23 protein-coding genes are annotated in these 25536 nt (G+C 39.1%); 6 read left to right on the forward strand and 17 right to left on the reverse strand.

Annotation, left to right across the window (positions count from 1 at the left end):
- Nucleotides 1-85: 85 nt before the first annotated feature.
- The 9 genes from EJ994_RS05820 to ilvD all read right to left on the reverse strand — a co-directional run bounded on the left by EJ994_RS05820 (nt 86) and on the right by ilvD (nt 11507).
- Complete coding sequence (locus EJ994_RS05820) at nt 86-1294, reverse strand: serine hydrolase domain-containing protein (protein ID WP_126591604.1); 1209 nt, start codon at nt 1292-1294, stop codon at nt 86-88.
- A gap of 380 nt (nt 1295-1674) precedes the next feature.
- Nucleotides 1675-3252: an NADP-dependent glyceraldehyde-3-phosphate dehydrogenase gene (locus EJ994_RS05825; protein ID WP_126591605.1), complete on the reverse strand. Its 1578-nt coding sequence runs from the start codon at nt 3250-3252 to the stop codon at nt 1675-1677.
- Nucleotides 3253-3271: 19 nt separating this feature from the next.
- On the reverse strand, nt 3272-4522 hold the full coding sequence (gene ilvA, locus EJ994_RS05830) for a threonine ammonia-lyase (RefSeq protein ID WP_126591606.1): 1251 nt from the start codon (nt 4520-4522) through the stop codon (nt 3272-3274).
- A 36-nt stretch (nt 4523-4558) separates the two neighbouring features.
- Nucleotides 4559-6034, reverse strand: a complete 1476-nt coding sequence (gene ilvC / locus EJ994_RS05835) for a ketol-acid reductoisomerase (protein WP_126591607.1) — start codon at nt 6032-6034, stop codon at nt 4559-4561.
- A gap of 78 nt (nt 6035-6112) precedes the next feature.
- Nucleotides 6113-6640, reverse strand: a complete 528-nt coding sequence (ilvN, locus tag EJ994_RS05840) for an acetolactate synthase small subunit (RefSeq protein WP_126591608.1) — start codon at nt 6638-6640, stop codon at nt 6113-6115.
- Nucleotides 6641-6646: 6 nt separating this feature from the next.
- Nucleotides 6647-7414: a methyltransferase domain-containing protein gene (locus tag EJ994_RS05845; protein ID WP_126591609.1), complete on the reverse strand. Its 768-nt coding sequence runs from the start codon at nt 7412-7414 to the stop codon at nt 6647-6649.
- 1 nt (nt 7415) lies between these two features.
- On the reverse strand, nt 7416-7994 hold the full coding sequence (locus EJ994_RS05850; protein WP_126593657.1) for an O-methyltransferase: 579 nt from the start codon (nt 7992-7994) through the stop codon (nt 7416-7418).
- A gap of 31 nt (nt 7995-8025) precedes the next feature.
- The gene (gene ilvB, locus EJ994_RS05855; protein ID WP_126591610.1) at nt 8026-9759 is read right to left on the reverse strand and encodes a biosynthetic-type acetolactate synthase large subunit; all 1734 of its coding nucleotides are present in this window, start codon (nt 9757-9759) and stop codon (nt 8026-8028) included.
- Between the two features lie 71 nt (nt 9760-9830).
- The gene (ilvD, locus tag EJ994_RS05860) at nt 9831-11507 is read right to left on the reverse strand and encodes a dihydroxy-acid dehydratase (protein ID WP_099574700.1); all 1677 of its coding nucleotides are present in this window, start codon (nt 11505-11507) and stop codon (nt 9831-9833) included.
- Nucleotides 11508-11920: 413 nt separating this feature from the next.
- Here ilvD and EJ994_RS05865 point away from each other — a divergent pair, with 413 nt between their 5' ends.
- The gene (locus EJ994_RS05865; RefSeq protein ID WP_126591611.1) at nt 11921-12649 is read left to right on the forward strand and encodes a nitroreductase family protein; all 729 of its coding nucleotides are present in this window, start codon (nt 11921-11923) and stop codon (nt 12647-12649) included.
- 1 nt (nt 12650) lies between these two features.
- Here the strand turns inward: EJ994_RS05865 and EJ994_RS05870 are convergent, their stop codons facing one another.
- Genes EJ994_RS05870 through EJ994_RS05890 form a run of 5 tightly spaced genes read right to left on the reverse strand, consistent with a single transcriptional unit; the run spans nt 12651 to nt 17265 of the window.
- Complete coding sequence (locus EJ994_RS05870) at nt 12651-13490, reverse strand: biotin-dependent carboxyltransferase family protein (RefSeq protein ID WP_126591612.1); 840 nt, start codon at nt 13488-13490, stop codon at nt 12651-12653.
- On the reverse strand, nt 13483-14220 hold the full coding sequence (gene pxpB / locus EJ994_RS05875; RefSeq protein WP_126591613.1) for a 5-oxoprolinase subunit PxpB: 738 nt from the start codon (nt 14218-14220) through the stop codon (nt 13483-13485). Before pxpB ends, EJ994_RS05870 begins: the two co-directional genes overlap by 8 nt.
- Nucleotides 14217-14960, reverse strand: coding sequence for a 5-oxoprolinase subunit PxpA (gene pxpA, locus EJ994_RS05880; protein ID WP_126591614.1), 744 nt, complete (start codon nt 14958-14960; stop codon nt 14217-14219). Before pxpA ends, pxpB begins: the two co-directional genes overlap by 4 nt.
- Nucleotides 14961-16154, reverse strand: coding sequence for an Nramp family divalent metal transporter (locus EJ994_RS05885; RefSeq protein WP_126591615.1), 1194 nt, complete (start codon nt 16152-16154; stop codon nt 14961-14963).
- 1 nt (nt 16155) lies between these two features.
- A complete protein-coding gene (locus tag EJ994_RS05890) occupies nt 16156-17265 on the reverse strand; it encodes a DUF2891 domain-containing protein (RefSeq protein WP_126591616.1) in 1110 nt (369 codons plus the stop codon).
- Nucleotides 17266-17579: 314 nt separating this feature from the next.
- On the opposite strand from EJ994_RS05890, the gene EJ994_RS05895 reads away from it, so the two are divergent.
- The 5 genes from EJ994_RS05895 (at nt 17580) to EJ994_RS05915 (ending at nt 21402) form a co-directional block, all read left to right on the forward strand.
- Nucleotides 17580-18023 carry a hypothetical protein gene (locus EJ994_RS05895; RefSeq protein ID WP_126591617.1) on the forward strand — a complete coding sequence of 148 codons (444 nt, stop codon included), beginning with the start codon at nt 17580-17582 and terminating at the stop codon, nt 18021-18023.
- A 10-nt stretch (nt 18024-18033) separates the two neighbouring features.
- Nucleotides 18034-18597, forward strand: coding sequence for a hypothetical protein (locus tag EJ994_RS05900; RefSeq protein WP_126591618.1), 564 nt, complete (start codon nt 18034-18036; stop codon nt 18595-18597).
- 68 nt (nt 18598-18665) lie between these two features.
- Nucleotides 18666-19781 carry a pyridoxal phosphate-dependent aminotransferase gene (locus EJ994_RS05905; protein ID WP_126591619.1) on the forward strand — a complete coding sequence of 372 codons (1116 nt, stop codon included), beginning with the start codon at nt 18666-18668 and terminating at the stop codon, nt 19779-19781.
- 78 nt (nt 19782-19859) lie between these two features.
- Complete coding sequence (locus EJ994_RS05910) at nt 19860-20360, forward strand: hypothetical protein (protein WP_126591620.1); 501 nt, start codon at nt 19860-19862, stop codon at nt 20358-20360.
- Between the two features lie 502 nt (nt 20361-20862).
- Nucleotides 20863-21402 (forward strand): DUF4440 domain-containing protein, encoded by a 540-nt coding sequence (locus EJ994_RS05915; RefSeq protein ID WP_126591621.1) that lies wholly within the window; start codon nt 20863-20865, stop codon nt 21400-21402.
- A gap of 245 nt (nt 21403-21647) precedes the next feature.
- Here the strand turns inward: EJ994_RS05915 and EJ994_RS05920 are convergent, their stop codons facing one another.
- The 3 genes from EJ994_RS05920 to EJ994_RS05930 form a co-directional block, all read right to left on the reverse strand.
- Nucleotides 21648-22784 (reverse strand): hypothetical protein, encoded by a 1137-nt coding sequence (locus tag EJ994_RS05920; RefSeq protein WP_126591622.1) that lies wholly within the window; start codon nt 22782-22784, stop codon nt 21648-21650.
- Between the two features lie 2 nt (nt 22785-22786).
- A complete protein-coding gene (locus EJ994_RS05925) occupies nt 22787-23725 on the reverse strand; it encodes a hypothetical protein (protein ID WP_126591623.1) in 939 nt (312 codons plus the stop codon).
- Nucleotides 23726-24050: 325 nt separating this feature from the next.
- Complete coding sequence (locus tag EJ994_RS05930) at nt 24051-25430, reverse strand: hypothetical protein (protein WP_126591624.1); 1380 nt, start codon at nt 25428-25430, stop codon at nt 24051-24053.
- Nucleotides 25431-25536 lie beyond the last annotated feature (106 nt).

The following is a 25536-nucleotide window of genomic DNA, read 5'->3' on the forward strand; positions in this document are numbered from 1 at the left end:
CATGACTATGTTCTGAGTGGTGCTTTTTTCTGTTTGTTAGGAAGTGACAAAGAGAATTAAAAAGATTTCAAAGCTAAACGTGGACCTAATGATAGATGTTGCTATAAGCTTCAGAAACAATGGCGTATACATCGGGGATTACGGTTTGTGCCAATCTAGAATTTCCGTTAAGTAATACGCAAATACCCAAATCATCCTCGGGATAAAGGGCAATTTCGTTTCTATAGTTGTTTACGCTACCGCCATGATGCCACACGGTTTTTTCTTGTTGTGATATCTCATTTTTGAAAGAATGAATTCGCCAACCATAGCCATAGTGCGATTGTATATGATCGGGCCAACGTTGATAGTATTTGTTGTTATAATTAACTTCAACAAAGGGCTCAAAAACTTGTTCAATGGTTTTAGGTTTTAATACCTCTGGATGATGTCCTAATAAGAAACGCATCCATTTCGCCATATCCAAGGAACTTGCATTGATACCGCCTGCAACGACCGCATTGTAATACTTATCGGTCAGCGGTAAACTGCGCCAATGGTTATTCCTTTTGGAATGTGGGAGCGCAACATTTTTTTGATTCATCAAAACATCATGTTCCATAGAAACAGAGGTCATCCCAAGCGGCTTAAAAAACCTGTTGTCTAGAAGCGCGTTTACTTCTTGTCCCGTAACCTTTTTAGCCACCTCTTGACTAAGGGAGAACATGGCATTTTGATAACTATACATGGTCCCGGGGCCACTAATAGGTTCCACCTCCTTGAACCGTTCGGTAATTTTTTCAACAGAAATACCGGCTTCGACCAAATTGGTGTAACTATGATATGGTGTCCCAGCGGTATGGGAGAGAATATGTGAAAGTTTTATTTTTTTGGTATTGGCACTGTCACCAAATTGAAAACTCGGAAGGTAGTCTACCACTTTATCGTTCCAATCCAGTTTCCCGTCTTCCTGCAAACTAGCCATGAGCACTCCGGCAAATCCTTTTGACAATGAACCTAATCGAAATACCGTTTCACCATCTATAAAATCATTTTCTTCTACAGCACGTTTACCAAATCCGCCGGAAACCAATATGGAATCTCCGTAGACGATACTTACTCCTGCGCCTACTATATCACCAGAATCTATGGCTATTTTAAAATAATCCCGTAAAGCTCTATTTAAATTTGCTTGGAATAGGGTATGACGCTTCAACGATTCTGCATCAACTTCAGTAGTAGTTGATAGTGCCTCTTTTTTGGAAATAGTAATGGAATCCACAGGGATGTATGAAGATACCATCAGAAATGTCATGAACAGTAGTAAGACACTCCAGAGCGTTTTATGCTGCTTTTCAAAAATTGATTTAATAGGTTTGAACACGGAATTTTAAGTTGGATTGCTCTTTATAAACTAAAAACCGAGACAAATTATTGTATTAGGTTTTATTCGTCCAACGAAACAAGACATGCGTCAAAGTATAATTAATCGCGATTATCTACTACTTACCGTTTTTAAAACTTAAGACCCTAAGACATTATTCTTTTCATCCGTAGCGCATGGATATTCATACCGATGTGGAATATGAGTAACTTCATCATCAAACCGTTTTGTTTGAATTAATTAGACTCAGAAGAAAAATACTCCCAAAAGCTGGGCAAAATCATATTACTAAGCTCACATAAGTGGACTTGCTAGAGGATATAATCCGTACTTACAAAGTTGGATAATTTGGCTTCTAACAACTGCTGAATAGTCTCATTATTCAAATCATTGTCTTTAAAGGCGACAAATGTTCGAATCGAGAACGACCTCAAAGCATCATGAACACTTAATGTTGCCTGCGCCGAATCTTTTCGCCCCGTGAAAGGATATACATCGGGTCCGCGTTGACATGAGCTGTTCAAATTAACCCTACACACTAAATTGACCAGCGTATCGATTAAAGGTGCCAGCGCATACACGTCCTTACCAAAAAGGCTTACTTGTTGGCCGTAGTTGCTTTCCGCCATATCATCTAAAGGCTCTTCAATATCAGAAAACGGAACTACAGGTATGACTGGTCCAAATTGTTCTTCTTGATAGACACGCATATCTTTTGTCACGGGAAACAAAACGGCGGGCCAAATATAATTTTCTGTTCGCTGCCCCCCCTTGTCGTTCATGATTTTTGCGCCTTTTTCAAGAGCATCATCAATCAATTCTTGAATATAATCGGGTTTCTGTGGTTCTGGTAGCGGTGTCAGTTTCACGCCTTCGTCCCAAGGATTTCCAAATTTCAAATCATCTATGGCCTTACTGAACTTCTTTAAAAATACGTCCTGTGCCTCATTATGCACATAGACTACTTTTAGTGCGGTACAACGTTGCCCGTTAAAGGAAGTGGTTCCTGCTACGACTTCATTAATGGTCAAATCCATATCCGCATCAGGTAAAATAACAGCGGGATTTTTCGCTTCAAGACCCAAAACCAAACGTAGTCTATTACTTTTTGGATGTTGCTCTTGTAAGGCGTTTGCAGATTTACTATTTCCTATCAAAGCCAAAACATCTACCTTACCCGTTTTCATTATTGGTGCCGCTACCGCTCTACCGCGACCAAAAATGATATTGACTACACCTTTAGGGAAACTGCTTTGAAAGGCCTCCAACAAAGGTGTTATTAAAAGTACACCATGCTTTGCCGGTTTAAAAATGGTAGTATTTCCCATGATGATTGCAGGGATCAATAAAGCGAATGTTTCATTAAGCGGATAATTATAAGGTCCTAGACAAAGAACGACACCCAGAGGACCGCGTTTAATATGAGCATAAACACCATCTTGTTTTTGAAATTTGGCCGCATCCCTATCCAATTGTTTGTAATCCTCTATGGTATCTTCAATATATTCAATGGTACGGTCAAATTCCTTTCTAGAATCGGGCAGGGACTTTCCAATTTCCCACATGAGCAATTTTACAACTTCCTCGCGCTTGGTTTTCATCTTGGAAACAAATACTTCCATACATTCAATACGATCTTTAACGTGCATGGTGGGCCACACACCCTGTCCCTTACCATAAGCTGCTAAAGCGGCATCCAGTGCCTCCAAAGCCTCTTTTTCCTCCATGTCCGGGATACTACCCAAAAGCGTAGGTTTATAGGCTTCAGTAGCTGAAATTGTGGAGAAAACCTCAGTGGTATCCCCGCTCCAGGGCTTTAGCTCTCCGTTCACCAAGTAAGTTCTTTGGTCTATGGTATTTTGTATTTGAAATTCTTCTGGAATAGCCATATATGTGTTCTATTATGAATTAAACTAAATATTGATATAGGTCTGGTTTATCGTTTAAATAATCGCCATAAAAGTTATTTTCCTTCATTCTATTTACTAGCGGCTGCAGGTCGGAAGCAGCCTTGAGTTCTATACCCACTACAGCCGGAGCATTCTCCCTGCTCGATTTCTTAGCATATTCAAAATGCGTAATATCATCGGTGGGACCCAGAATATCTACAACAAATTCTTTCAGCGCTCCCGGGCGTTGTGGAAAACGTACTATAAAATAGTGTTTTAGATTACCATAGAGCAAGGCCCGCTCCTTTATTTCCGCCGTTCTTGTAATATCATTATTACTTCCGCCAATAATGCAGACAACGTTCTTGTCCTTAATCTCTTCGGAATATTGTTCAAGTACCGAAATGCTTAGAGCTCCCGCTGGTTCAACAACTATAGCGTCCCTGTTATAAAGATCCAAAATCGTTTGACAAACTTTTCCCTCAGGGACGGTCGTCATGTTGTACAATCTATCTTTACAGATAGAAAAAGTAAGGTCCCCCACTCGCTTTACCGCTGCACCATCAATAAACTTATCAATAGTAGCCAGCGTTGTGTTCGCATTATTCTCGATAGATGTTTTCATGGAAGGTGCTCCTTCTGGCTCAACACCAATAATCCTGGTACTGGGGGATAGCTTATTAAATACGCCTAGTAATCCAGAAGCCAAGCCCCCGCCACCGACGGCAACAAAGATATAATCTATAGCTTCTTTCGTTTGCTCAATAAGTTCCAAACCTACAGTTCCCTGTCCTTCTATAACCTTGGGGTCGTCAAAAGGATGAATAAACGTCATTTCCTCTTTTTTACCATATTTAAGCGCTGCAAGGTAGGCATCGTCAAAAGTGTCTCCTTCTAAAACTACCGTAACCCAAGAATCTCCGAACATCTTAGTTTGTTCTACCTTCTGTTTTGGCGTAACCGCAGGCATGAAAATAGTGGCATTTATACCAAGGTGATTGCATGCAAACGCTACTCCTTGTGCGTGATTACCAGCACTTGCACAGACTACCCCTTTTTTATGCTGTACTTTGGGCAGCGTGCTTATCTTATTGTACGCCCCTCTTATTTTATAGGAACGAACTCTGTGTAAATCCTCTCTCTTTAAGAAGATATTGGCACTGAAAAGTTTGGACAAACGAATACTACGCATAAGCGGCGTTACCTCCGTTACCTGCCGGATGGTCAACGCCGCCTTTTCTATATCCTCGATTTTAGGAAAATATTCCATGTAATGTGTCCTTTCCTAATCAGATTGGTCTATATATTAAACGATGGGTTTCATCGCGGTCATTGATTCTCGTAATCTCGTACCAACAATTTCTACAGGATGTTCACGTAAGATTTTGTTTATTTCAATCAATTTGGCATTATCCACGCCATTATCCTTTCCTTCACCAAAATGTTTACCGATGACATCAACATCTATTTTCTTCATGAAATCCGTCAATAAGGGTTTACATGCATGATCAAAAAGATAACAACCGTACTCCGCCGTATCAGAAATCACACGGTTCATCTCAAAAAGTTTTTTACGTGCAATTGTATTGGCGATCAGTGGTGTTTCATGTAAAGACTCATAATACGCAGATTCTGCTATAATTCCGGATTCGGTCATGGATTCGAAGGCCAACTCTACTCCTGCCCTAACCATAGCGATCATTAGAACACCGTTATCATAAAACTCTTGCTCGGTGATCTCATCGCTTCCGGCAGCGGTTTTTTCAAAAGCGGTTTCTCCCGTTGCGGCACGCCATGACAATAGATTTTTATCATCGTTGGCCCAATCTTCCATCATTGTTTTAGAGAAATGGCCCGTCATGATATCGTCCATATGTTTTTGAAATAATGGACGCATAATGTCCTTAAGCTCCTCTGACAACTCAAAAGCCTTTACTTTAGCCGGATTGGATAAACGGTCCATCATATGGGTTATTCCACCATATTTCATTCCTTCGGTTATTGTTTCCCAACCATACTGGATTAATTTGGAGGCGTATCCCGCATCAATTCCCTTTTCGACCATTTTATCGAAGCACAAAATTGACCCTGTTTGCAGCAAGCCACAAAGAATGGTCTGTTCACCCATTAAATCCGATTTTACTTCAGCAACGAAAGAAGATTCTAAAACCCCGGCCTTATGGCCACCCGTTCCCGCAGCATAAGCTTTAGCCTGTGCCAATCCTTTTCCTTCAGGGTCGTTCTCCGGGTGTACTGCAATCAACGTTGGCACACCGAACCCCCTTTTATATTCTTCCCTTACTTCGGAACCTGGACTCTTTGGTGCTACCATGATAACCGTTAAATCTTTACGTACTTGGGTACCTTCTTCAACAATATTAAAACCATGTGAGTAAGACAAGGTTGCTCCTTTTTTCATCAAGGGCATTACCGCACCGACTACCGCTGTATGTTGTTTATCCGGAGTAAGGTTTATGACCACATCTGCGCTAGGAATTAATTCTTCATACGTACCAACGGTAAAACCGTTTTCCGTGGCGTTGATAAAAGATTGTCTTTTCTCCTTAATCGCCGCATCTCTTAGCGTATAGGAAATATCCAGGCCAGAATCTCTCATATTCAAGCCTTGGTTAAGGCCTTGTGCCCCGCATCCAACGATGACAATTTTTTTGCCTTTTAAGGCCGTAACACCATCAGCAAATTCTGAGGAATCCATGAACCTACATTTTCCTAATTGGGTTAACTGATCTCGTAATGATAGTGTATTAAAATAATTTGCCATTTTGTGTTCTGTTTAATTTAGCGCCGTCCCCGATTGGCATCGGTAATTTCCAGCAGTTATTTATTATTATAGTTGTTATTAATTGTGTTGAAATTCATTAATTAAAGCTGATATCTGCATCTCGTCCTTTGAGACCGAAATACGACCAGACCTCACAAATTGCATAATGCCAAAAGGTTTTAATTGTTCATGCATTTCATCTATTTCAAACCTTCTACCACTTTTGGCCAAAACAAAAAAGTCTCGTGCAACTGTGACAATCTGTGCATTACTATCTTTTATAATATTCTGAATTTGTCTTTCATCGAATAAAAGGTCGGACGCAATTTTGAACAAGGCAGATTCTTGATATATGGTCTCATCATCCTTGTGATAAAATGCTTTAATGACTTCTATCTGTTTTTCTATCTGCCCTACGATATTCGTAACCCATTTGTTTGTCGTATAGACTACTATGGTAAATTTAGAAACCTCATCAATTTCTGACTTTGAGACGTTTAAGCTTTCAATATTAATATGCCGCTTTAAAAATATACCTGATATTCTATTCAGTAATCCTACATTATTTTCGGAATATACCGATATGGTAAACCATTGCTTTTCCATACTCATTTATCTATGTGCTACTATTCTTATTCTTTTATAATCTGCGAACCATTTACCATCAACGTGTAAATCTGATCGGAGAAATTCCTGTACTTCTGTTAAAATATCGCTGACATCCGAATTATCTACCTCCACCAAAAAAGGTTTGCAAAACATTTGAAGCCAATCTTTAATTCCTGTTTTATCATCCGCGAGTTCTGTTGGTCTGGCATACCATTGCGCCGAACTAACCAAGAAACCAGCAGACTCTAATGCAATTGTATATTCACCTATTGAAGGAAAGTACCAAAGCTTAAGCTCAGCTTGATTTTTGTATCCTCTCTTCAGAAGGGACTTCCGTAACTGCGTGGTAATCTTTTTTACATTATCCTTACCTCCAAATTCGAGTACTATTCTTCCTCCCTTCTTCAAATTACGATACATGCAAGTAATGGCCTCATTATAATTAGTAACCCAATGTAGAGCTGCATTAGAAAATATGGCATCAAAAGGGACGTCGAAATTAAAACGACTGGCATCTCCCACTTCAAATTTGCATAAAGGAAACTGAATTTTTGCCTTACTTATCATCTCCACGGATTTGTCCATTCCAACAACATCCTCACTTCGTTCATTTATTAAAGCCGTTAATTCTCCGGAACCACAACCTAAATCCAGTATACGTTCGTTTATTTTGGGATTTAGAATATCAATCAAAGAAGCCCCATACGCATATACAAACGAGTGTTTATCGTTATATAAATTAGTATTCCATTTTTGCTCCAATTGTTCCATATTACTTCTTAACCGCAATTATGATGCCCGTGGACCAATTCATTTTCGTTAGACTAAAATCTGTTCTATCCTCTAAGTAACGGACCAGTTTATCCACATTCTTATCATGACCTTCTGGCCAGTTAGGTTGCGCAGTCATATCATCTATCACATAGAAGCCGCCAGGATTGATCATTTCTAAAACAGTTTCAATCTCACTATATTTTCCTGGCCACGCATCCGCAAAAACAAGGTCAAACTTCACATCCCTATTTACCTTAAGCCATGCTGCGCCATCATCACAGACAATAGTAAGCCTTTCATCATGCCCAAAATAATGTTTTGCTATGGCTATCAATTCAGGGTCGTTATCCACGGTGGTTAGATGCGCATTCGTATCCATACCCTCTATCATCCAAGACAAAGAGAGACCAATACCCGTACCTAACTCAAGAACTTGAGCTCCGGGCTTGGAACTAATCAAAGTTTTAAGTAAAGAACCAATAAGCAAATCGGAAGGCATGGAAAAACCTATTTCTTCGGATTTACGCTGAATCTCTGGATAAATTTTAGGAATATCAGTAATATTCTCTTGTCGCATCTTTAATGTCATTCTAGGATACTATGAAACCTTATTTTAAACGAACCTCAGAAACCGCAGCGCCTGATGGAATCATTGGGAACACGTTATCCTCTTTCTCCACTTTCACTTCCAAGAAATAGGGTTTGTCCGAAGCAATCATTTCTCTGACCGCTGCCTTTAAATCCTTTCGCTCGCTCACACGTTTTGCCTCGATATGATATCCTTCAGCGATTTTAACAAAATCTGGATTAACCATTACCGTGGAAGCATAGCGTTTATCAAAAAATAGTTCTTGCCATTGCCGGACCATTCCTAAATGATCATTGTTCAAAACGACAATCTTTACAGGTACGTTATGCTGGTATATGACACCTAGCTCTTGAATGGTCATTTGATAGCCTCCATCGCCTATAATGGCAACGACCTCTCTGTCCATTGCGCCCATTTTAGCACCAATGGCCGCAGGTAGGGCAAAGCCCATGGTTCCGAGACCACCGGAGGTTATATTGCTCTTTGTTTCTTTGAATTTAGCATACCTACAAGCAATCATCTGGTGTTGTCCAACATCGGTTACTATGGCAGCCTTATGTTCTGTGGCGATATTTATTTCCTCGATAACTTCACCCATGGTCAAACCTTCTTTTGTAGGATGGATATCATTTTTGATAACCGTATCGAACTCAATTTTATACTTCTCCTTAAAGATATTATGCCAAGATTCATGAGATTTAGCATCGATCAATGGAAGTAAACTTTTCAAGGTTTCCTTGGAATCTCCTAATATAGCTACATCAGCATGGACATTTTTATTAATTTCCGCAGGATCTATTTCAAAGTGAATCACTTTTGCCTGCTTGGCATAATCTTCTAATCTACCGGTGACACGATCGTCAAAACGCATTCCTATGGCCAACAATACATCGCACTTGTTGGTAAGAAGGTTTGGCCCATAATTACCATGCATCCCTACCATACCCACATTTAGGGGATGATCCGTATCTAAGGCAGAAGCCCCCATAATGGTCCAAGCGGCAGGTATCCCAGCTTTTTCTACCAAAGCTTTTAGTTCTTCTTCCGCTTTGCCCAAAATAACGCCCTGACCCCATACGATAAAGGGTTTTTTTGCCCCGTTGATGAGCTTAGCAGCGGCTTCAATTGCTTCAGTTTTGGGTTTTGGTGTTGGGTTATAACTCCGAACTCCTTTGCATTTCTTGTATGAAAAATCGAACTCCTCAAACTGGGCATTCTTTGTAATATCCACCAAAACGGGACCCGGTCTTCCAGATTTGGCGATGTAAAATGCTTTGGCCATGATCTCCGGAATTTCCGAAGCCCTGGTGATTTGATAATTCCATTTTGTCACTGGAGTGGAAATACCGATAATATCGGTTTCCTGAAAGGCATCTGAACCTAGCAAATGTCTTGGCACCTGACCTGTGATACAGACCATTGGTGTGGAATCTATCTGCGCATCTGCCAATCCGGTCACCAAATTGGTTGCTCCAGGACCTGATGTGGCCATAGCCACGCCAACTTTACCCGATATTCTTGCGTAGCCTTGTGCAGCATGCGTGGCTCCCTGTTCATGCCGGGTTAAGATATGTGTTAATTTATCCTGAAATTTATATAGCTCATCATATACGGGCATTATTGCGCCACCCGGATATCCGTAAAGCAAATCGACACCTTCTGCCAATAAACAATGAATGATTGCTTCAGCTCCAGAAATCTTAATAGTAGATGCTGTCTTTGATGTCTTTTGTTTTTCTTTTATTGTTTCCATAGTACAACTCAAATTCAAGCCTTACGCTCACATTCAAAAATTATATTTTTTACCAATAGCTATCTCTATTGTTAGAACTCGTCCGTTACACAACCTTGAGCAGCCGATGATACCGAACGTGCGTATTTGTATAACACGCCCTTTTTAAACTTTAGTTCCGGTGCTACCCACGTAGTTTTACGCTTCGCCAACTCCTCATCGGAGACATCTACACTAATGGAATTTGTCTCCGCATCAATGGTGATGACGTCCCCATCCTTAACCAAGGCAATGGTACCTCCCTCCTGGGCTTCCGGAGATATGTGGCCTACTACAAAACCATGGGTGCCTCCAGAAAAGCGGCCATCGGTTATCAAGGCTACGTCTTTGCCCAGACCTGCACCCATTATGGCGGCAGTTGGTTTAAGCATTTCCGGCATTCCGGGTCCGCCTTTAGGCCCTTCGTATCGGATAACGACAACATCTCCTTTTTTTACCAATCCCGTACGAATCCCGTCATTGGCATCATACTCACTATTGAACACTTTTGCCGTTCCTTTAAAAAGCAGACCTTCCTTACCGGTAATTTTCGCAACTGAACCGTTTGTGGCCAGGTTTCCGTAAAGCATTCTTAAGTGGCCCGTTGCCTTAATGGGCTTATCCAAGGGCATGATTACATCTTGACCTTCTTCTAAATCCGGCACATTCTCTAAATTCTCCGCCAAGGTCTTTCCGGTAACCGTAAGACAATCGCCATGTAAGAGACCATTCTTTAATAAATATTTCAATACTGCAGGGATACCACCGACCCTGTGTACGTCTTCCATTAGGTATTTTCCACTTGGTTTTAGGTCCGCTATAAACGGAGTGGTATCACTGATATGTTGAAAATCCTGGAGTGTAAATTCTACATCTGCAGCCCTTGCGATAGCTAAAAAGTGAAGTACCGCGTTGGTAGAACCACCCATAATGGTGACTAACCGGATAGCATTCTCTAAAGATTTACGGGTAACGATATCCAAAGGCTTAATATCTTTCTCTAAAAGAATACGCATTTGTTTTCCTGCGGCAATGCACTCCGCTTCTTTATTATTACTTATGGCGGGATTCGAAGAATTGTAAGGCAGGGACATGCCCAATGCTTCAATTGCGGACGCCATGGTATTTGCCGTATACATACCACCACAAGCTCCCGCACCTGGAACGGATTTCTTTATAATAGACTTATATTCCGATTCTCCCATAGTTCCAGCTACTTTCTCTCCCCAAGCCTCGAATGCAGAAACGATATCTAATTTTTTATCATTGTGACAACCAGATTCTATTGTACCACCATATACTAAAATCGAAGGACGATTAAGACGCAGCATAGCCATTAAGGCTCCTGGCATATTCTTATCACAACCCACAACCGTAACCAAGGCATCGTAAGACATTCCCTGTACTACGGTTTCCATAGAATCTGCAATGATATCCCTAGAAGGTAATGAAAAACGCATTCCAGGGGTTCCCATAGAAATACCGTCACTCACACCAATGGTGTTAAAAATCAATCCAACAGTTTCCTCAGTGTTAACGCCTTCCTTAACCAATTTGGCCAAATCATTAAGATGCATATTACAAGGATTACCCTCATAACCCGTACTCGCTATACCCACCAGTGGCTTGCTAAAATCTTCATCCTTGAAACCAATGGCATAAAGCATGGCCTGTGCTGCAGGCTGGGTAGAATCCTGTGTAACGTTTTTACTGTATTTGTTCAATTCCATAATCTAGTTCTCGTAAGCGCTTAATCGATTTAATTCTCGTCTACTATCAAAGATAAAAGTTTAAATAGCGCAATAATTTTAACAAAGACAACTGGTTCAAATTCAATTTCATTAAAATTAGTTTAAGTTTCTGATTATAAGCAAAATAACGCTTCTTTTTATATCATATTCAATAAACATCGCTTTTGATTTAATAACATAAAAAAACCTGTATCGGAAGCATCTGATACAGGTTTTTTAAATCAATGAAAAAGCTATATCATTCCTTAGCGGGAATAATTAGAATTACATTGACCGTTACTTTGTTAGTTTTCATTAAGCAATAGTACATAAAAATTTTCATTTGAAAATTGGCAAACAAGAATTAATTACTTTCGTGGCTTTATAAACCCTAAATTTCTTTAAAAAATTTTATGGAGAAAACCGCAACCGAAGCCATACAATACAGGCGTTCCGTACGGGTCTTTAAAAAAGACCTAGCACTAGATGATGAGAAAGTAAAACAATGCCTTAGGAATGCCGTGCTAGCCCCTACCAGCAGTAATCTTCAACTTTGGGAATTTTATCATATTACAGATGCTGCCATTCTTAAACAAATGACCGAAGCATGTCTTGGCCAAAATGCAGCAAAAACAGCACAACAATTGGTTGTAGTGGTTGCTAGAAAAGATTTATGGAGGCAACGGGCCAAAGCGAATATTAACTTTTTAAAAAAGAGCTTCGGTGACAAAGACCCAAAAGACTACAGCAAGCGAGAGAAATTTGCCCTGAACTATTACCAAAAATTGATACCCTCTATTTATACGGATTTTCTGGGCATATTGGGTTGGTTCAAATATATCGTATTCCAAATCATTGGCCTCTTTAGACCTATCTATAAACAGGTGAGAAATTCCGACATGCGCGTTGTTGCACATAAAAGTGCCGGACTAGCAGCACAGAATTTTATGATCAGCATGGCGGCAATAGGTTATGATACCTGCCCCATGGAGGGCAGCGATACGGGAAGAGTTAAAAGGATACTTAACATTCCAAGATTCGCTGAAATAAATATGGTCATCGGCTGCGGCATACGTGATGAAAACGGTATCTATGGGCCCCGTTTTAGAGTTCCCTTTGAAGAGGTCTACAAAAAAGTATAGACTACAGCAGCTTAAAAGCGATTTTAGAACCTGCTCTTTTTTGTGCCAAGATGGCGATTGCCTTATCCGATAATTGTAATATTCTTGGGTAGCCACCGGTTGTTTGTCCGTCTTTCATTAAGACAATTAATTTACCGGACGGAGTCAGTTGCACGGTACCCGGAAGGGTTGCGGATGTCAGCATGTTGATTGTATGACCATTAATACATTCTTCTAACTGGTAGGCCATTCTATTGTTCTCTTTTGCCACCGTAAAATCGCCATCAAATAACTGCGCTAACTGCTCCTCTTGTAACAAATCGTACTCCGGCGCCCTATACACTTCCAAAACGGTTTCCTCTAGGAACGAGTCTACCTTTATTTCAAGAATCTTTGGCTTAAAAAGCTTATTGTATTCAAAAGGTACTACATCCCCATCCTTGAGTCGGTTTTCTCTGGTTATAGGTCTATATAAGGAAAAGCTACTTAAAATACTTTGCAATCGAAAGCCTCCCTTTACGGCCAAATACGCACGGAAACCCTTATCCAATCTTCCGTAAGAAAGAATATCCCCAATATTAATCCGATATACCTTGTAATTCTGAATGGGCATATTATTCAAGGTAGCGGACATTTCAGCACCTGCCAACGTTATATAGGTCTCTTCTTCAAATATCAATGTTGGTCCCGTCATGGTTATTTCCAATACAGCATCCGTAGTGTCATTTTCCAATAACGTATTGGCCTTAAAAACCGATAATTGATCCATGACGCCAGAAACGGGAACACCCTTGTTCCTAAAGTTAAATCTACCTAAATCTTGAACCGTGGTGTAAAAACCGGACTTTAATACTTTAAGCATCTATCCTAATTTTTTCTGGTTGATAAATACCTACTTCTGCCTCTATTTTGTGTAAATCATATTCCGCTCTAGAAATTTGATAGAATTGAATTTTATCGCCTACACTCACAAAGCATGGGCTCTCATTCTTAAGATTGAAAATAGGAACGGTACAACTACCGATAATATTCCAACCCCCTGGGGACTCTTGTGGATAAATACCCGTTTGCCTACCCGCCAATCCCACAGCACCTTTTGCTACTTTAAGCCTTGGTGTTGCCCTTCTTGGTAATTCTAAGGCTTCCGGCAAACCACCTAAATACATGAACCCCGGCAGAAAGCCTATGCCGTAAACGGTATATACATTTTTTGTATGCAGTGCTATTACTTCATCCGTACTAATACCCAAGGTCTCCGCTACGTCTTCCAAATCTATTCCAAATTCCAAATCATAACTCACAGGCAAGCGCCACAAATAACGTTGCCCCCTCGTAATTTTTTTTTTCTCCTGATACCAGTCTTGAATTTTATCCCTGAACGCGGCATAATCCAATGGGATATTTCTGTTTAAAACCAAAAGTGAATTATAGGCCGGAACGGTTTCCCAATCCTCCCCCTCTAAACAGTATTCGTGCAGATAGTTTTCAAACTGTAATATGCTATTTAGGATGGTTTCGTTAACCTCATTGGGCCATTCTATTAGAATAGCATGAACACCATAAGGTTTTATGTGAATGGAGGGAAGTTTCACTTGGCTAAAAATATATTATGATTTGGTAATTCCTTAGAAAGATACGCTAATATTTGAAAAGCTGAAGAAGTATCGCCGTGTACACAAAAAGTTTCAGCAACAATCGGCGTTTTTCTTCCAGTGCTTGTTAGCACACATTTTTCTTTAATAAGCATTACTACATGCCCTAAAACCTCAATGGGGTCCGTTATTAATGCATTGGTTTCTTTTCTAGGCACAAGACTTAAATCGTCCCTGTAATTTCTATCAGCAAAGGCCTCTAGTACAATTTGAAAACCCATTTCCACGGCTCGGTGTGCCACTACAGAACCAGGAGGCACATAAAGTTTGAACCTCGTTTTATATATTTCAATAGCCGCTAAAAAGACATTTGCCAATTTTTCATCCTTGGCAATATCATTATATAAGGCGCCATGAGGTTTTATATGCTGAAGCGCTATTGCTTCATCCATACAAATCAAAGCTAAGTCAGCTATCTGTTTCTGGATACTTTCCTGTAGCAGGGACGGACTTATCACCATAGAAACCCTTCCAAAATTTGCCTTGTCAGGATAAGACGGATGCGCACCAATTTTTACATGATGTTTTTTTGCTAACGCAACAACGGCTTTCATACTCTCATAATCCCCGGCATGACCACCGCAGGCAATACTGCAGGAAGAGATAAAAGGAAATAGATCAGCTTCATTACCAACACCCTCGCCCACATCACAATTTATGTCAATAGAATAATGTTTCATTTACAACAACCCAAATACCTTTAATATACTCTTTGCACCAAGTAAAATAGAGAGCGCCAAAATCACTATCCCGATGATATTCTGAAATTTGGTATTCTTATACGTTCCCATTACCGAAACCCTATTAACCACCCATAAAAGGAATACTGCTATTACCGGAAGAAGAATACCATTGGCAATCTGTGCGAATTTTATAATCTCAATAGGTTTTATACCAAATGAAAGAAAAAATACGCCCAGACCTAAGATAAGCATCCATACCAATCTAAATTTAATATTTTTCAAATCGGCCTTCCATCCAAAACAACTATTGGCAACATATGCAGCCGCTAATGGCGCGGTTATGGCAGAGGTTATACCTGCGGCGAACAGACCAATACCCATAAAGTATTTGGCAGCAGAACCATACAATGGTTCAAGTCCCTTCGCCATATCCATAACGTCGTTCACCGTTGTACTCTGAATGGCCGAAGCGGATATAATAATACAAATAGACACCAATCCGCCCAGAACCAATGCCACAAAAGTATCCCTTCTTGCCGCTTTAAGGTCGGCCGTGCTTTTCCACTTTTCGCTGACCAAGGACGCATGTAAAAATAGGTTGTAAGGCACCACGGTAGTTCCTACCAAGGCGATAATGGTTAAGATACTATCAGTAGGTACGGTAGGTACTAGTAAGCCTTTCAATACTTCTAGCATATTAGGTTGGGTTATCGCCGCGGTTAGCACAAAGGACAAACTCATTATAATCACAAGAAAGACAAATACCTTTTCCAAAATCTTATAACTACCAAGATATAACAGTACAAAGGCCAGCAATCCAATGACCAGGGGATAGTATGAAATATGAGCTTCCCCAAAAATAGCTTCCAAGCCTAATGTTCCACCTCCGATATTACCAGCTTCATAGGCGGCATTACCAATAACAATAGCCCCAAGGATAATGGCCAGTACGGTATTCCGCAACCATGGTGTCCTTAATTCCTGCTTAATGACATCGGCCAGTCCCTTTTGGGTGACAATGCCCAAACGCGCGGACATTTCCTGCAGCACCACCGTTGCTATGATGGATAACAGCATTGCCCACAATAAGGTATAGCCATAGCCTACCCCTGCAAGAATACAAGCGGTAACCGTACCCGGGCCAATAAAAGCCGCAGCTACCAGGACTCCCGGACCAACTTTCTTGAACATACTATTTGGTGTTATTTAGGGCATAGATGGCGAAGGAACCTAACCAATGGGTACCTCCATAATTATCATCTACGATATTCGGTAATGAATATGTTATATGTTGCTTTGCGATTTCTTTGAGGTGTGCGTATTCCGGTAATGCTTCCGCAATTCCATACAAACACCAAGCTCTGCTAAAATTGAGTCCGTCTAAATGCACCAATTTACCATCGGTTCTATCTAATATTTTTCCTGGGGCCAACTCGAATTTTGGGTTGGTCAATTGTGGAAGGAAAGCATCGAACCAAATTTTAAAATTCTCCAGCTCATAAACCCTACTGACCAAATACGCTTCCTCTAAACAAGGGGACAAGAAATCAAAACCGCTTGGTTCCCATTCTAAAGGACAACCGCCCATAGTATTATCGTTGACGTAAAACCGTTTTACCGTTCGCTCAATGGCTTCCTTTAAGCTAGTGTTGTTCAAAGTTTCCGCATAATCTAGAGCAAAAGAAAGCCCGAAGGCTGAATTGGAATGTTCTCCCACACGAATAGGATAATTCAGTTTGGGCAGAAAATCCAAATAAGATTGTACCATTAAATCTGTAAGCGGTTGTAAATTTTGCGCTAAGTCTCTTGCCAATGGGTCATCCCAAGTATGCAGTTCTTCTGCTAACTTCAGTATCCATGCCCATCCATACGTTCGTTCAAAGGAAGCGTTGCCGGGAATTTTGAAGTACGCTACTTCCAATGCGATATTAGCTTCTGAAAGTGAGGCCGCTAATTTCTCACGGATTTTATCGGCTTCATTCAAATTAGGGAATTGTTTTAGAAGCGAAATCAAGGACCAATGCCCATGAACGGCAGAATGCCAATCATAGCAACCATAAAACGCCGGATGCAACTCACTAGGCTCCTCAATAAAAGATTTATCGTTTAAAGATTGATTCAATTTATTCGGATACTCAATTGAGATACATTCCAAAGGAAGTGTAGCCAAGCGATTTGCCTCTTCAAGGGTTAGCGTGGGGGGATTATGTGTTGTGCTTTGAGCAAGTTCGGTTTTTACCTCATTTTTACAACCTATCAATAAAGTCGTCGTGAATAGTAATAAAAGTATGAATTGGCGCATAGCAAAAAAGGCTTCTTAAAATTAGTTCGTAAACTACCCCCGGGCAAACCCGCGAGGCATTAAAAGGAAAATCGCGTTAACTTTCGACACAAGCGTCGGAGCATTTTAATCTCGATTATCGAGTAAATATAAGTTCAAATTAGGTAAATGCCCACAAGTTGCCAGCCTGTTTTCACCACAGTTTTAACATTTTTTGATGCCGTTTATCTAAAAAAATGCAGTTCGTCTAAAAGTTGGGTGTCATACATCGATAGTTCATAATAATTCAAAAAAGCCACGGTTATACTAATCCCAAACCAAATTTAACCTACTTAATGACTTGTTTAGAATGTAAGAAAGAACTCGGTTATTTAGACCATAAAAATGCAATGGATAGCCTAGGTGTAGAACTCTGCGCCCATCATCATACCATGATGAAAGAACTGATTAAAAAGAACAACACACCCCTTGAAGCCATACAGTTGTATTATGGCCTTAAAGAAGCTGGCGTCCATGCCATGCTAGAATGGTGGGACGGTAAAAAGTCGATAGACATTGCCCTTTCCAGGGTAAAACTGAATATTGAGATAGACTCCGACTATGAAAAATTAACGGAAGACCAGGCCATTAATAATCTAGAGGAAGCAATGCATTCTTTTAAAAATGGATTTACCACCATTAGGATTCCCCATATCGTAGTACGCAATTACCTCAACGAAACGGTGAGGAATATCATTGGGATTACAGAGGGGCTAAAAGCAAATACCAAAGTGATTTAAAACAAAAACCATGAGAAATTCCCATAAAGTCTTAAAAACTCCCATACGGTTTGCCTTAGCGGCATTACTAGGTGGTATGTTGATGCGTATATTACAGATACCGTTCGCATCCGTGGTCACTTTCATGTCATTTTTGGCGATAGCGGTATTATACTTTGTTAGGTTCAGTAAAAAAGTGGACAAGAAACCCGTTGCTTATATTAAAATGGTACTGGTACTTTTTTGGACCACCAACGGTCTTTTAAGAATATTGGACTTCCCCTACACTATTATTTTTCAGATAGGTACGGCAATTACCTTTATTACTTGGTTTGCCATGGAAGGCACCTCCTATTTTATGGACGATGACCGGAAAGCCAAGAACAGTATTATAGAAATCATATGGAACTTTGCTATGGTCGTGGGCGTCTTAACCATCATTTCCGGTGGTTTGATGCATCTGCTCAACTGGGAATATGCCATACCTACATTGACCGTTGGCCTCAGTATCGTAACCGTATATATATTGAAAGATATTTTCAGTCCCGCAAAGGAAATGAACAAAGACCCCAATAACGAAGAATTTCAATTGTAAAGCATAGCCCTAAATCTTTAATTACCTACTTTTCTAGATTTTCGTATCTTAAACCAAACGTTTAGGTTATGAAAAATATAGATCGAAGACAATGGCTAAAAACTGCCGGTTTATCCGGCAGTTTTACTTTTTTAGGAGGTTTGCCTGCGCTGGCAAGGGACTCACCACAACACATTACTACAGAAGGAGGAAGAATTGCAAAACTGAATTCTAACGAAAATCCGTATGGACCATCCAAAGCCGTCCGTAAGGCTATTGTCAATTCCTTTGATAAAGCCTGTAGATACCCCTCGCTGGTGTACAAACCGCTCATTGCACAAATCGCTGAAAAAGAAGGCGTACCAACCGAATACATCGTTTTAACGGGAGGCTCTACGGAAGGCTTAAAAGCTGCGGGGCTGGCGTACGGTAGCCAAGGAAAGGAAATCATAGCGGCAGACCCTACCTTCCAGTCCATGCTTACCTATGCTGAGAATTTTAAAGGCTACGTGCACCGTGTTCCTGTAGATGAAAGCATGGGCCACGATTTAAAAGAAATGGAGCGCCGTATGAACTCCAAAACCGGTTTGGTCTTTATTTGTAACCCCAACAACCCCACAGGGACTTTATTGGATAAGAATGTCCTTCGCGATTTCTGTATCGCCACCAGTAAAAAAGCTATGGTCTTTAGCGATGAGGCCTACTACGATTTTATAACCGAGCCCGATTATCCTTCCATGATAACGTTGGTCAAAGAAGGTATGGACGTTATTGTTTCCAAGACCTTTTCCAAAGTATTTGGCATGGCCGGTCTGCGCATTGGTTATCTCGTGGCACGGCCGGAAATTGCGGATACCTTAAAAAAACATGTCATGGCCATGACCAACCTTTTGGCCATCGAAGCGGCCAAAGAAGCCTTAACGGATGATGAATTCTATAAATTTAGTATCGCCAAAAATGCAGAAGCCAAAGCCGCTATTTACAAAACCCTAAATGACTTGGGCTTAGACTATGTGGAGTCCCATACCAATTTTGTATTCTTTAAAACGGGAAGACCTATTGATGAAATGATTACTGCCATGGAACAAGAAAATGTACTTATCGGTAGGCCCTTCCCTCCTTTCTACAAGTGGGCGCGTATAAGTACCGGAACTATGGAAGATATGGTATTGTTTGATAAAGCACTGCGAAAGGTGATGGGGTAATTTTATTCTTTGTAGACCAGACCTGACGGTTTCCTTTGGGCTGATAATTTAAAAATTACTCTTGACGGCACGAGCAGGATGCTCGCGCTAGCGGGGGAATATCAACAAATTTTCATAATTTTAGATGCAGCAGAGAAAACAATTACATCAATTGAACAATCATTTTCAACGTTAAAAACGTCAAAAAATATAGATGGACTATCTTCAAAAGGTGATTGCTTTTGGGATTGTATGGCTTCTCAAGGAAAAGGCATTGCGCGTAGTATGGTAGGTGGTGCAGTTGCTGGTGCAGGTGTAGGCGCAATTATAGGGGCTGGCGGTGGCACAATAGTATTTCCAATTTTAGGAACAGCAACAGGAGCTGTTGCAGGAGCTGTTTTTGGAGGAGCAGAAGGTGCTATTTATGGAGCTACGACTGCGGCGATGTTTGCAGCAGCCGATTGTGGTATTCTTTGTGGACAAACTGATGTTTCGGGTTCGGGTGGTTCTTGGAAATTAACTAGCGCAGGCGGTTGTACAAGAGTTGAAGAACCAATAGGAAATACTGGCAATAGTATGGTTTTCCAAGTATGTCAATAAATTATAAACTTATGAAATATTTCAAACCTTTTATAAAAAAGAATTTTTATACTATTAGAATTTTTTTAATCGCAACTAATACTTTACTATTTCTTTATCTTTTATATTTCTATGATAAGAAAATATCTTTTGATAATGTTATGCAATATTTGACTGACTACAGGATGTATTTAGCTTCTATCTTTTCTGTTCTGGGTGCATTCTTGGTAAGCAACACTTTATTTAACAAAAAAAATATCGAAAACATTACTTCATCATAACATTCAAACATATTATTCAAACTAAAGGGTTGTTTAAGTATTAAACAACCCTTTACTGGTTTACACTTGACAGCTATAAATACTTTACAACCTGTAGTCCCACACTTATAGTAGCATCACTTTTAACCTATCCAAAACCGTTTCCATTATCCAAACTATGTTCTAGTATCACGTAAAACAAAGAACCAATTATTTCTGTATCTTGAAAAGCGATAAATAGTCAAGTAAATTAAAATTCACCTATGAGAACAACTAAAATCTATATCGTCCTACTGCTGACCATAAGCGTTACACTTGCGCATGCACATACAAAAAAAAGCAAGAGCAACAGTAGTGTAGCAATCTTAAATGATTCATTACGCATAGCGGAACTGAATCACTTTTGGGCAGAAGTTTCAAGAACGGTAGCGGAGGGAGATTTTGAAGACTATGCCGCCGCCTACCATGAAGATGCGGTCGTTGTCTTTACCACTGGTGCAAACAAAACCTCTGTTTCCATTGCTAAAGCACTAGCGAACTGGAAACCAGGTTTTATAGACACCAAAGCTGGTAAAACAGCAAATAGTGTGTCATTCCGTTTTTCACAGCGTGTAGGCAGCGAAACAACGGCCCACGAAACTGGAATTTTTGCCTTTCAATCCAAAGATGGCACTGGTAAGACAAGTCCAAAGCAATATGTGCATTTTGATGCCTTGCTTATTAAACGTGATACCACGTGGTTAATGGTCATGGAATATCAAAAAACCAGAGCAACCGAAGCGGAGTGGAATCTTTTGGAATAGTATTTTGAAGCTAGGCGGTACAAATAGCAACTAAATGATACGACGCTGTCTTTCGAGTTATTTTGAGCTGGTCACTGAGCGGAGAAGGTATTGTGGTAATTTTTATTCTTTGCTGACCAGACGGTTTCCTCTGGGTTAATCATTTAAAACGTACTCTTGACGGCACGAGCATGATGCTCGCGCTAGCGGGGAAGCATCTTCTTCTAATAGATAGTTGTCTGTTTTACTCAGATCCATTCAAAGTATTATGTTTTTAATAAATTGTAATTCAATACTTTATGGTCATCAACTTTTTTAAATATAGCCTTTTCTATTTTTGTTTTTTTTGCTGTTGCTCTATATTTTTTGTCAATGGTTAGTTTGCTTATAAAAAACTGAAACTCTGAATTTTCAGATTCATCTAATTTGAAATCCGGAAAAGCGTATTCTAATTCACAATTACCTTCACCCTCTGAATGTCGGAAATCATATTGAACTGTAATAGATAATAACCATAATGATTTACGGTATTCAGATTTAGAAATTATAACATGTCTTTTTAAAGATTTACCTTTTATATTTAGGTTATCAATATCTTTCAAAAACTCTCTAGCCTCTTCTGGGGTCTCTTTTTCCGGGTCTGGAGATATATTAACATTAACAATTTTTTTGAACTTTAAAAAATCAATATCGTCAATAAATTTTATGAAAAATAAGAAGCGGTTAGGGTTACTAAAATGCTTAAATATTATTCTTTCATAGCTATCTTCTTTTTTAACAGAACCAGTTAACTTAAAGTGCTGTTCAAGTTTGCTTTCAATAGAATTTACAATGTCTTGAGTTCCTTTTGATGTAAAAGTTTTTGTACTATGTAAATGAAGGTGACCGTCTTCCTTTAGTTCAATTATAATACTCCCTTCGAATTCTTTATTTCGATTATGTATAGAAGCAATATCCGAATGTTCTTCAATTTTAAATTGTAATTCAACCTTATCTTGTCTATCATCCACAGGCATAAAACTGGATACACCTAATAAATCAAAGCCAGGATGATATTCATATTTTTCATTTATAAGTTGATGTAAGTCTAGGTCAGGTAAATTTGCTAATATATTCTTATCTCCTTGCCAAGGTATTTGAGTCGTTCTATATTTAAATTTTTCTACTTTAAACTTTTGCAAATCCCTTATTTCATCATATTCCTTTGGGCTTAAAAGACTTCGCATTAGTGGAGGAATTGTATCTTCTTTAGAGTATTTAGGTAAGTAAACTCCTTTTGATTTCAAAACAGCTTTTAAATTACTTTCTGTAAGCTCAGTCCTTACTAATATTGTTCTAAGAATTTCACCATTTGGTAGATGAAAGTCAAAGTCTTTTTGGTCAGCGTTTAATTCTTTATCCATATCTATAAATTTCTAAAATCTGAATCTACTCCTTCAATACTGATTTGCTCTGTAAAATCTTGATCTTCAAAGTATAATTTAACTTTTGCAATTATATTATCATGACTATAAGAATTGTAGTTCAGAAAAGCAATTATAATTTTTTGTGTTGCTTGAAGCTTATCAAAGTTTTTTGCAAGACTTATCATCTGTACTAAAGTTTCTTCCGAAAAGGTTTCTCTACTGGCTAAATAAAGAATTGTAGAATCATCACTTTTATACCTCAGCGGCAGTACACCGTATGCAAAAAATTCTAAAGGCATAGCTTTCCCGAAATTCTCGTTATGTTTTGCATAATAGTTCAATCCTGTTGCAGGGTATACAAATTGAAAATTATTATTACTTAATAGTTTTACTCTTTCTAGGGTTCTGACTATAAATTGTAACCTTGCATTGTCCACAATTATAATTTGATCAAAACGGATTTGTAAAGATTCCAATTGAGATTTGGATAATGTTTCTAATAAATCTTCTTTTTTGGATTCCTCATTGTTAGATAGCCAGAATAGTATTCCTAGTATCCTTGTTTTTTTTACTCTTCTAGAATTTGATTGAATGTCAGTTAATAATGAAGAGTATTTAAAACACTCCATAGCTGTAGCTATGTCTATAAAGTGTTCTTTAAATTTACCGCGAGGATATTTTGGATAAGCATTATCGGTAGTTCTAACTGAAATAAATCCTATTTCTAAAACTTCTTCATCTAGGGGAGTTTTGTAATGTATTAAACCATCAACACCATGTGTATTAGATTTGTTATTCCTTAGTTTGGCGTGTTCCTTTTGGTTATGGCAATTAATACTTAACCCTCCTCTGTAATTTTGAAAACCTAAAAAATCCTTAAATAAGGATTCAATTATTTCTTCGCCTTTGTGGCCTATTTGATTTGATAACTCTCCCATATATCGTAAATATCTAAATTCTATCTTGTTTTTAAAAAAATAGATTGATAAATGTGGGAAATTAATTATTAAAACCCCCAGCTGGCGCGAGCGTCACGCTCGTGCCTATGATTCTAATGACCTTTCATAAAAGCTAACCGCTTCTACTCACGCCATTTTCCTGAACACCCTTTTACCATAAGGTGCCAATAAAACGTCTTCATTATCAATTATTGGCACCCCCACAACCACGCTAATCCCAGACGGTTTACTCTAGGTTGATAATTTAAAACGTACTCTTGACGGCACGAGCATGATGCTCGCGCTAGCGGGGAAACTATATCTATTAAGGGTTTGTGATTTTCTCAACGGCCTTATTCCCTATATCCTCAACCGCTTCCTCTACCATATCTTGCGCTTTGTCTTTTACGGTTTCCACAATATCTTTCTCCCTATCTTTCTTTTTATCTCTATCAAGTAGGTTCAACATTGGGTTATCGGATTTTTGATAATTGGATATAAGTTTACCAGGATTTTCACTTGTTACTTGCAAGAAGTTACTTAATAATCTTGTTCTCAATTCTCCTGCAACCTCATCATCATCTATTTCCTCAATTTGATTCGACAGCCCTTCAATAGTCATACTCAATACCTGCTTATGGGAGTATTCTTCAATTAATCTTTTAGAGAGGTTCACTTTTTTATTTGCAGAGATTGTAGTCCATACCAATGGGATGTAAAGAGGTAGGAATGCCAATATTATATTTGGAGCCCTTTGAATAACTATGGATAGCTCAACACCCGAAGCTAAAGAGTACACACTTATTGCTATTGGTAATAGTGATACCCATGCTAGGGTTTGGATTCCTCTACTAAACTTTTTCTTATGCTCCTTATACAACTCTTCTTCCTCACCTTTTTTGGCTATGAATGCTGAACTTAGGCCAGCGGTCATTGCATCGGGTAACAATGAGCTTATTTTGGCATTGATGGCTTCATACTCGGCATTAGAATTATCCGCCACTTTCTTTAGATCCTTCTTATTCTCTTCAATGAATGCATCTACCTTGGCATTGCTTTCAGTTGCAATCTCTTTAACCTTGATTTCAAGTACCACTGAATCCTCTTGAAGTTTATCATAGGCTTTTTCTAGTTGATCTTTTAAGCCTGCAATTTGAATGGGTTCACCATCTTCATCTTCATCCTCATACCCTAAAATCTCTCCATGAAGAGAGTCTATTTGTGTTTTCTTGGTTAATATACCTTTGTAAGTTAAGTTAGCCTTATTGGAGCTATCTTCTATGGATGCCATTTGATCACTCAACTCATTTATGTCTGTTTTTAAATTGGGATATTGGTCAAAGATTTCATCTAACCTATTACACTTGTCCGTTAATAATGCACCCTTATCACTTATATCTCTACTCGATGAAGTAGAGTCCTCTAGTAAAGTTTTTATTTCTTTATTTGCCGCTGTAATAGCTTGAGATTCCTTTAGCACTTCTCCCTTGAGTGCTTCTAAGTTTGCATAAAGATCATTAGCTTCATTTAGTCGCTTTTCTGTTTTATTACGATATTCAGCGGCTTTCTTCGATGCTTGTATTGCTTCCTTCTCATAGTCAGAAGGTTTTGTATCGACCTTCTGTTCAATCTCCACAATTCGTGCCCACAGCTTCTCTCTTTCCTTCTCTAAATACTCAATCCTTCTTTTAGATTCTTTATTCATATCGAACATTGCTAACCAAATAAAATTAATTAACACAAATCTCAGAATTATCCTACTAATATCAAATAGGAGTTGTTAACAGTTATTAACCATTAATCATTTACAA

It is taken from the genome of Maribacter sp. MJ134, assembly GCF_003970695.1.
Classification (GTDB): Bacteria; Bacteroidota; Bacteroidia; order Flavobacteriales; family Flavobacteriaceae; genus Maribacter.

Bases quoted from the DNA above. Each gene is read 5' to 3' on its own strand.
- EJ994_RS05890 (WP_126591616.1), bottom strand. From the start codon at position 17,265: ATGCGCCAATTCATACTTTTATTACTATTCACGACGACTTTATTGATA.
- EJ994_RS05895 (WP_126591617.1), top strand. From the start codon at position 17,580: ATGACTTGTTTAGAATGTAAGAAAGAACTCGGTTATTTAGACCATAAA.
- ilvN (WP_126591608.1), bottom strand. From the start codon at position 6,640: ATGGAAAAGCAATGGTTTACCATATCGGTATATTCCGAAAATAATGTA.
- EJ994_RS05930 (WP_126591624.1), bottom strand. From the start codon at position 25,430: ATGAATAAAGAATCTAAAAGAAGGATTGAGTATTTAGAGAAGGAAAGA.
- EJ994_RS05865 (WP_126591611.1), top strand. From the start codon at position 11,921: ATGGAGAAAACCGCAACCGAAGCCATACAATACAGGCGTTCCGTACGG.
- ilvC (WP_126591607.1), bottom strand. From the start codon at position 6,034: ATGGCAAATTATTTTAATACACTATCATTACGAGATCAGTTAACCCAA.
- EJ994_RS05870 (WP_126591612.1), bottom strand. From the start codon at position 13,490: ATGCTTAAAGTATTAAAGTCCGGTTTTTACACCACGGTTCAAGATTTA.
- EJ994_RS05825 (WP_126591605.1), bottom strand. From the start codon at position 3,252: ATGGCTATTCCAGAAGAATTTCAAATACAAAATACCATAGACCAAAGA.
- EJ994_RS05910 (WP_126591620.1), top strand. From the start codon at position 19,860: ATGCTCGCGCTAGCGGGGGAATATCAACAAATTTTCATAATTTTAGAT.
- EJ994_RS05820 (WP_126591604.1), bottom strand. From the start codon at position 1,294: ATGACATTTCTGATGGTATCTTCATACATCCCTGTGGATTCCATTACT.
- EJ994_RS05900 (WP_126591618.1), top strand. From the start codon at position 18,034: ATGAGAAATTCCCATAAAGTCTTAAAAACTCCCATACGGTTTGCCTTA.
- pxpA (WP_126591614.1), bottom strand. From the start codon at position 14,960: ATGAAACATTATTCTATTGACATAAATTGTGATGTGGGCGAGGGTGTT.
- EJ994_RS05845 (WP_126591609.1), bottom strand. From the start codon at position 7,414: ATGGAACAATTGGAGCAAAAATGGAATACTAATTTATATAACGATAAA.
- EJ994_RS05905 (WP_126591619.1), top strand. From the start codon at position 18,666: ATGAAAAATATAGATCGAAGACAATGGCTAAAAACTGCCGGTTTATCC.
- ilvA (WP_126591606.1), bottom strand. From the start codon at position 4,522: ATGGAATATTTTCCTAAAATCGAGGATATAGAAAAGGCGGCGTTGACC.
- ilvD (WP_099574700.1), bottom strand. From the start codon at position 11,507: ATGGAATTGAACAAATACAGTAAAAACGTTACACAGGATTCTACCCAG.
- EJ994_RS05915 (WP_126591621.1), top strand. From the start codon at position 20,863: ATGAGAACAACTAAAATCTATATCGTCCTACTGCTGACCATAAGCGTT.
- EJ994_RS05850 (WP_126593657.1), bottom strand. From the start codon at position 7,994: ATGCGACAAGAGAATATTACTGATATTCCTAAAATTTATCCAGAGATT.
- EJ994_RS05925 (WP_126591623.1), bottom strand. From the start codon at position 23,725: ATGGGAGAGTTATCAAATCAAATAGGCCACAAAGGCGAAGAAATAATT.
- EJ994_RS05885 (WP_126591615.1), bottom strand. From the start codon at position 16,154: ATGTTCAAGAAAGTTGGTCCGGGAGTCCTGGTAGCTGCGGCTTTTATT.
- EJ994_RS05920 (WP_126591622.1), bottom strand. From the start codon at position 22,784: ATGGATAAAGAATTAAACGCTGACCAAAAAGACTTTGACTTTCATCTA.
- ilvB (WP_126591610.1), bottom strand. From the start codon at position 9,759: ATGGAAACAATAAAAGAAAAACAAAAGACATCAAAGACAGCATCTACT.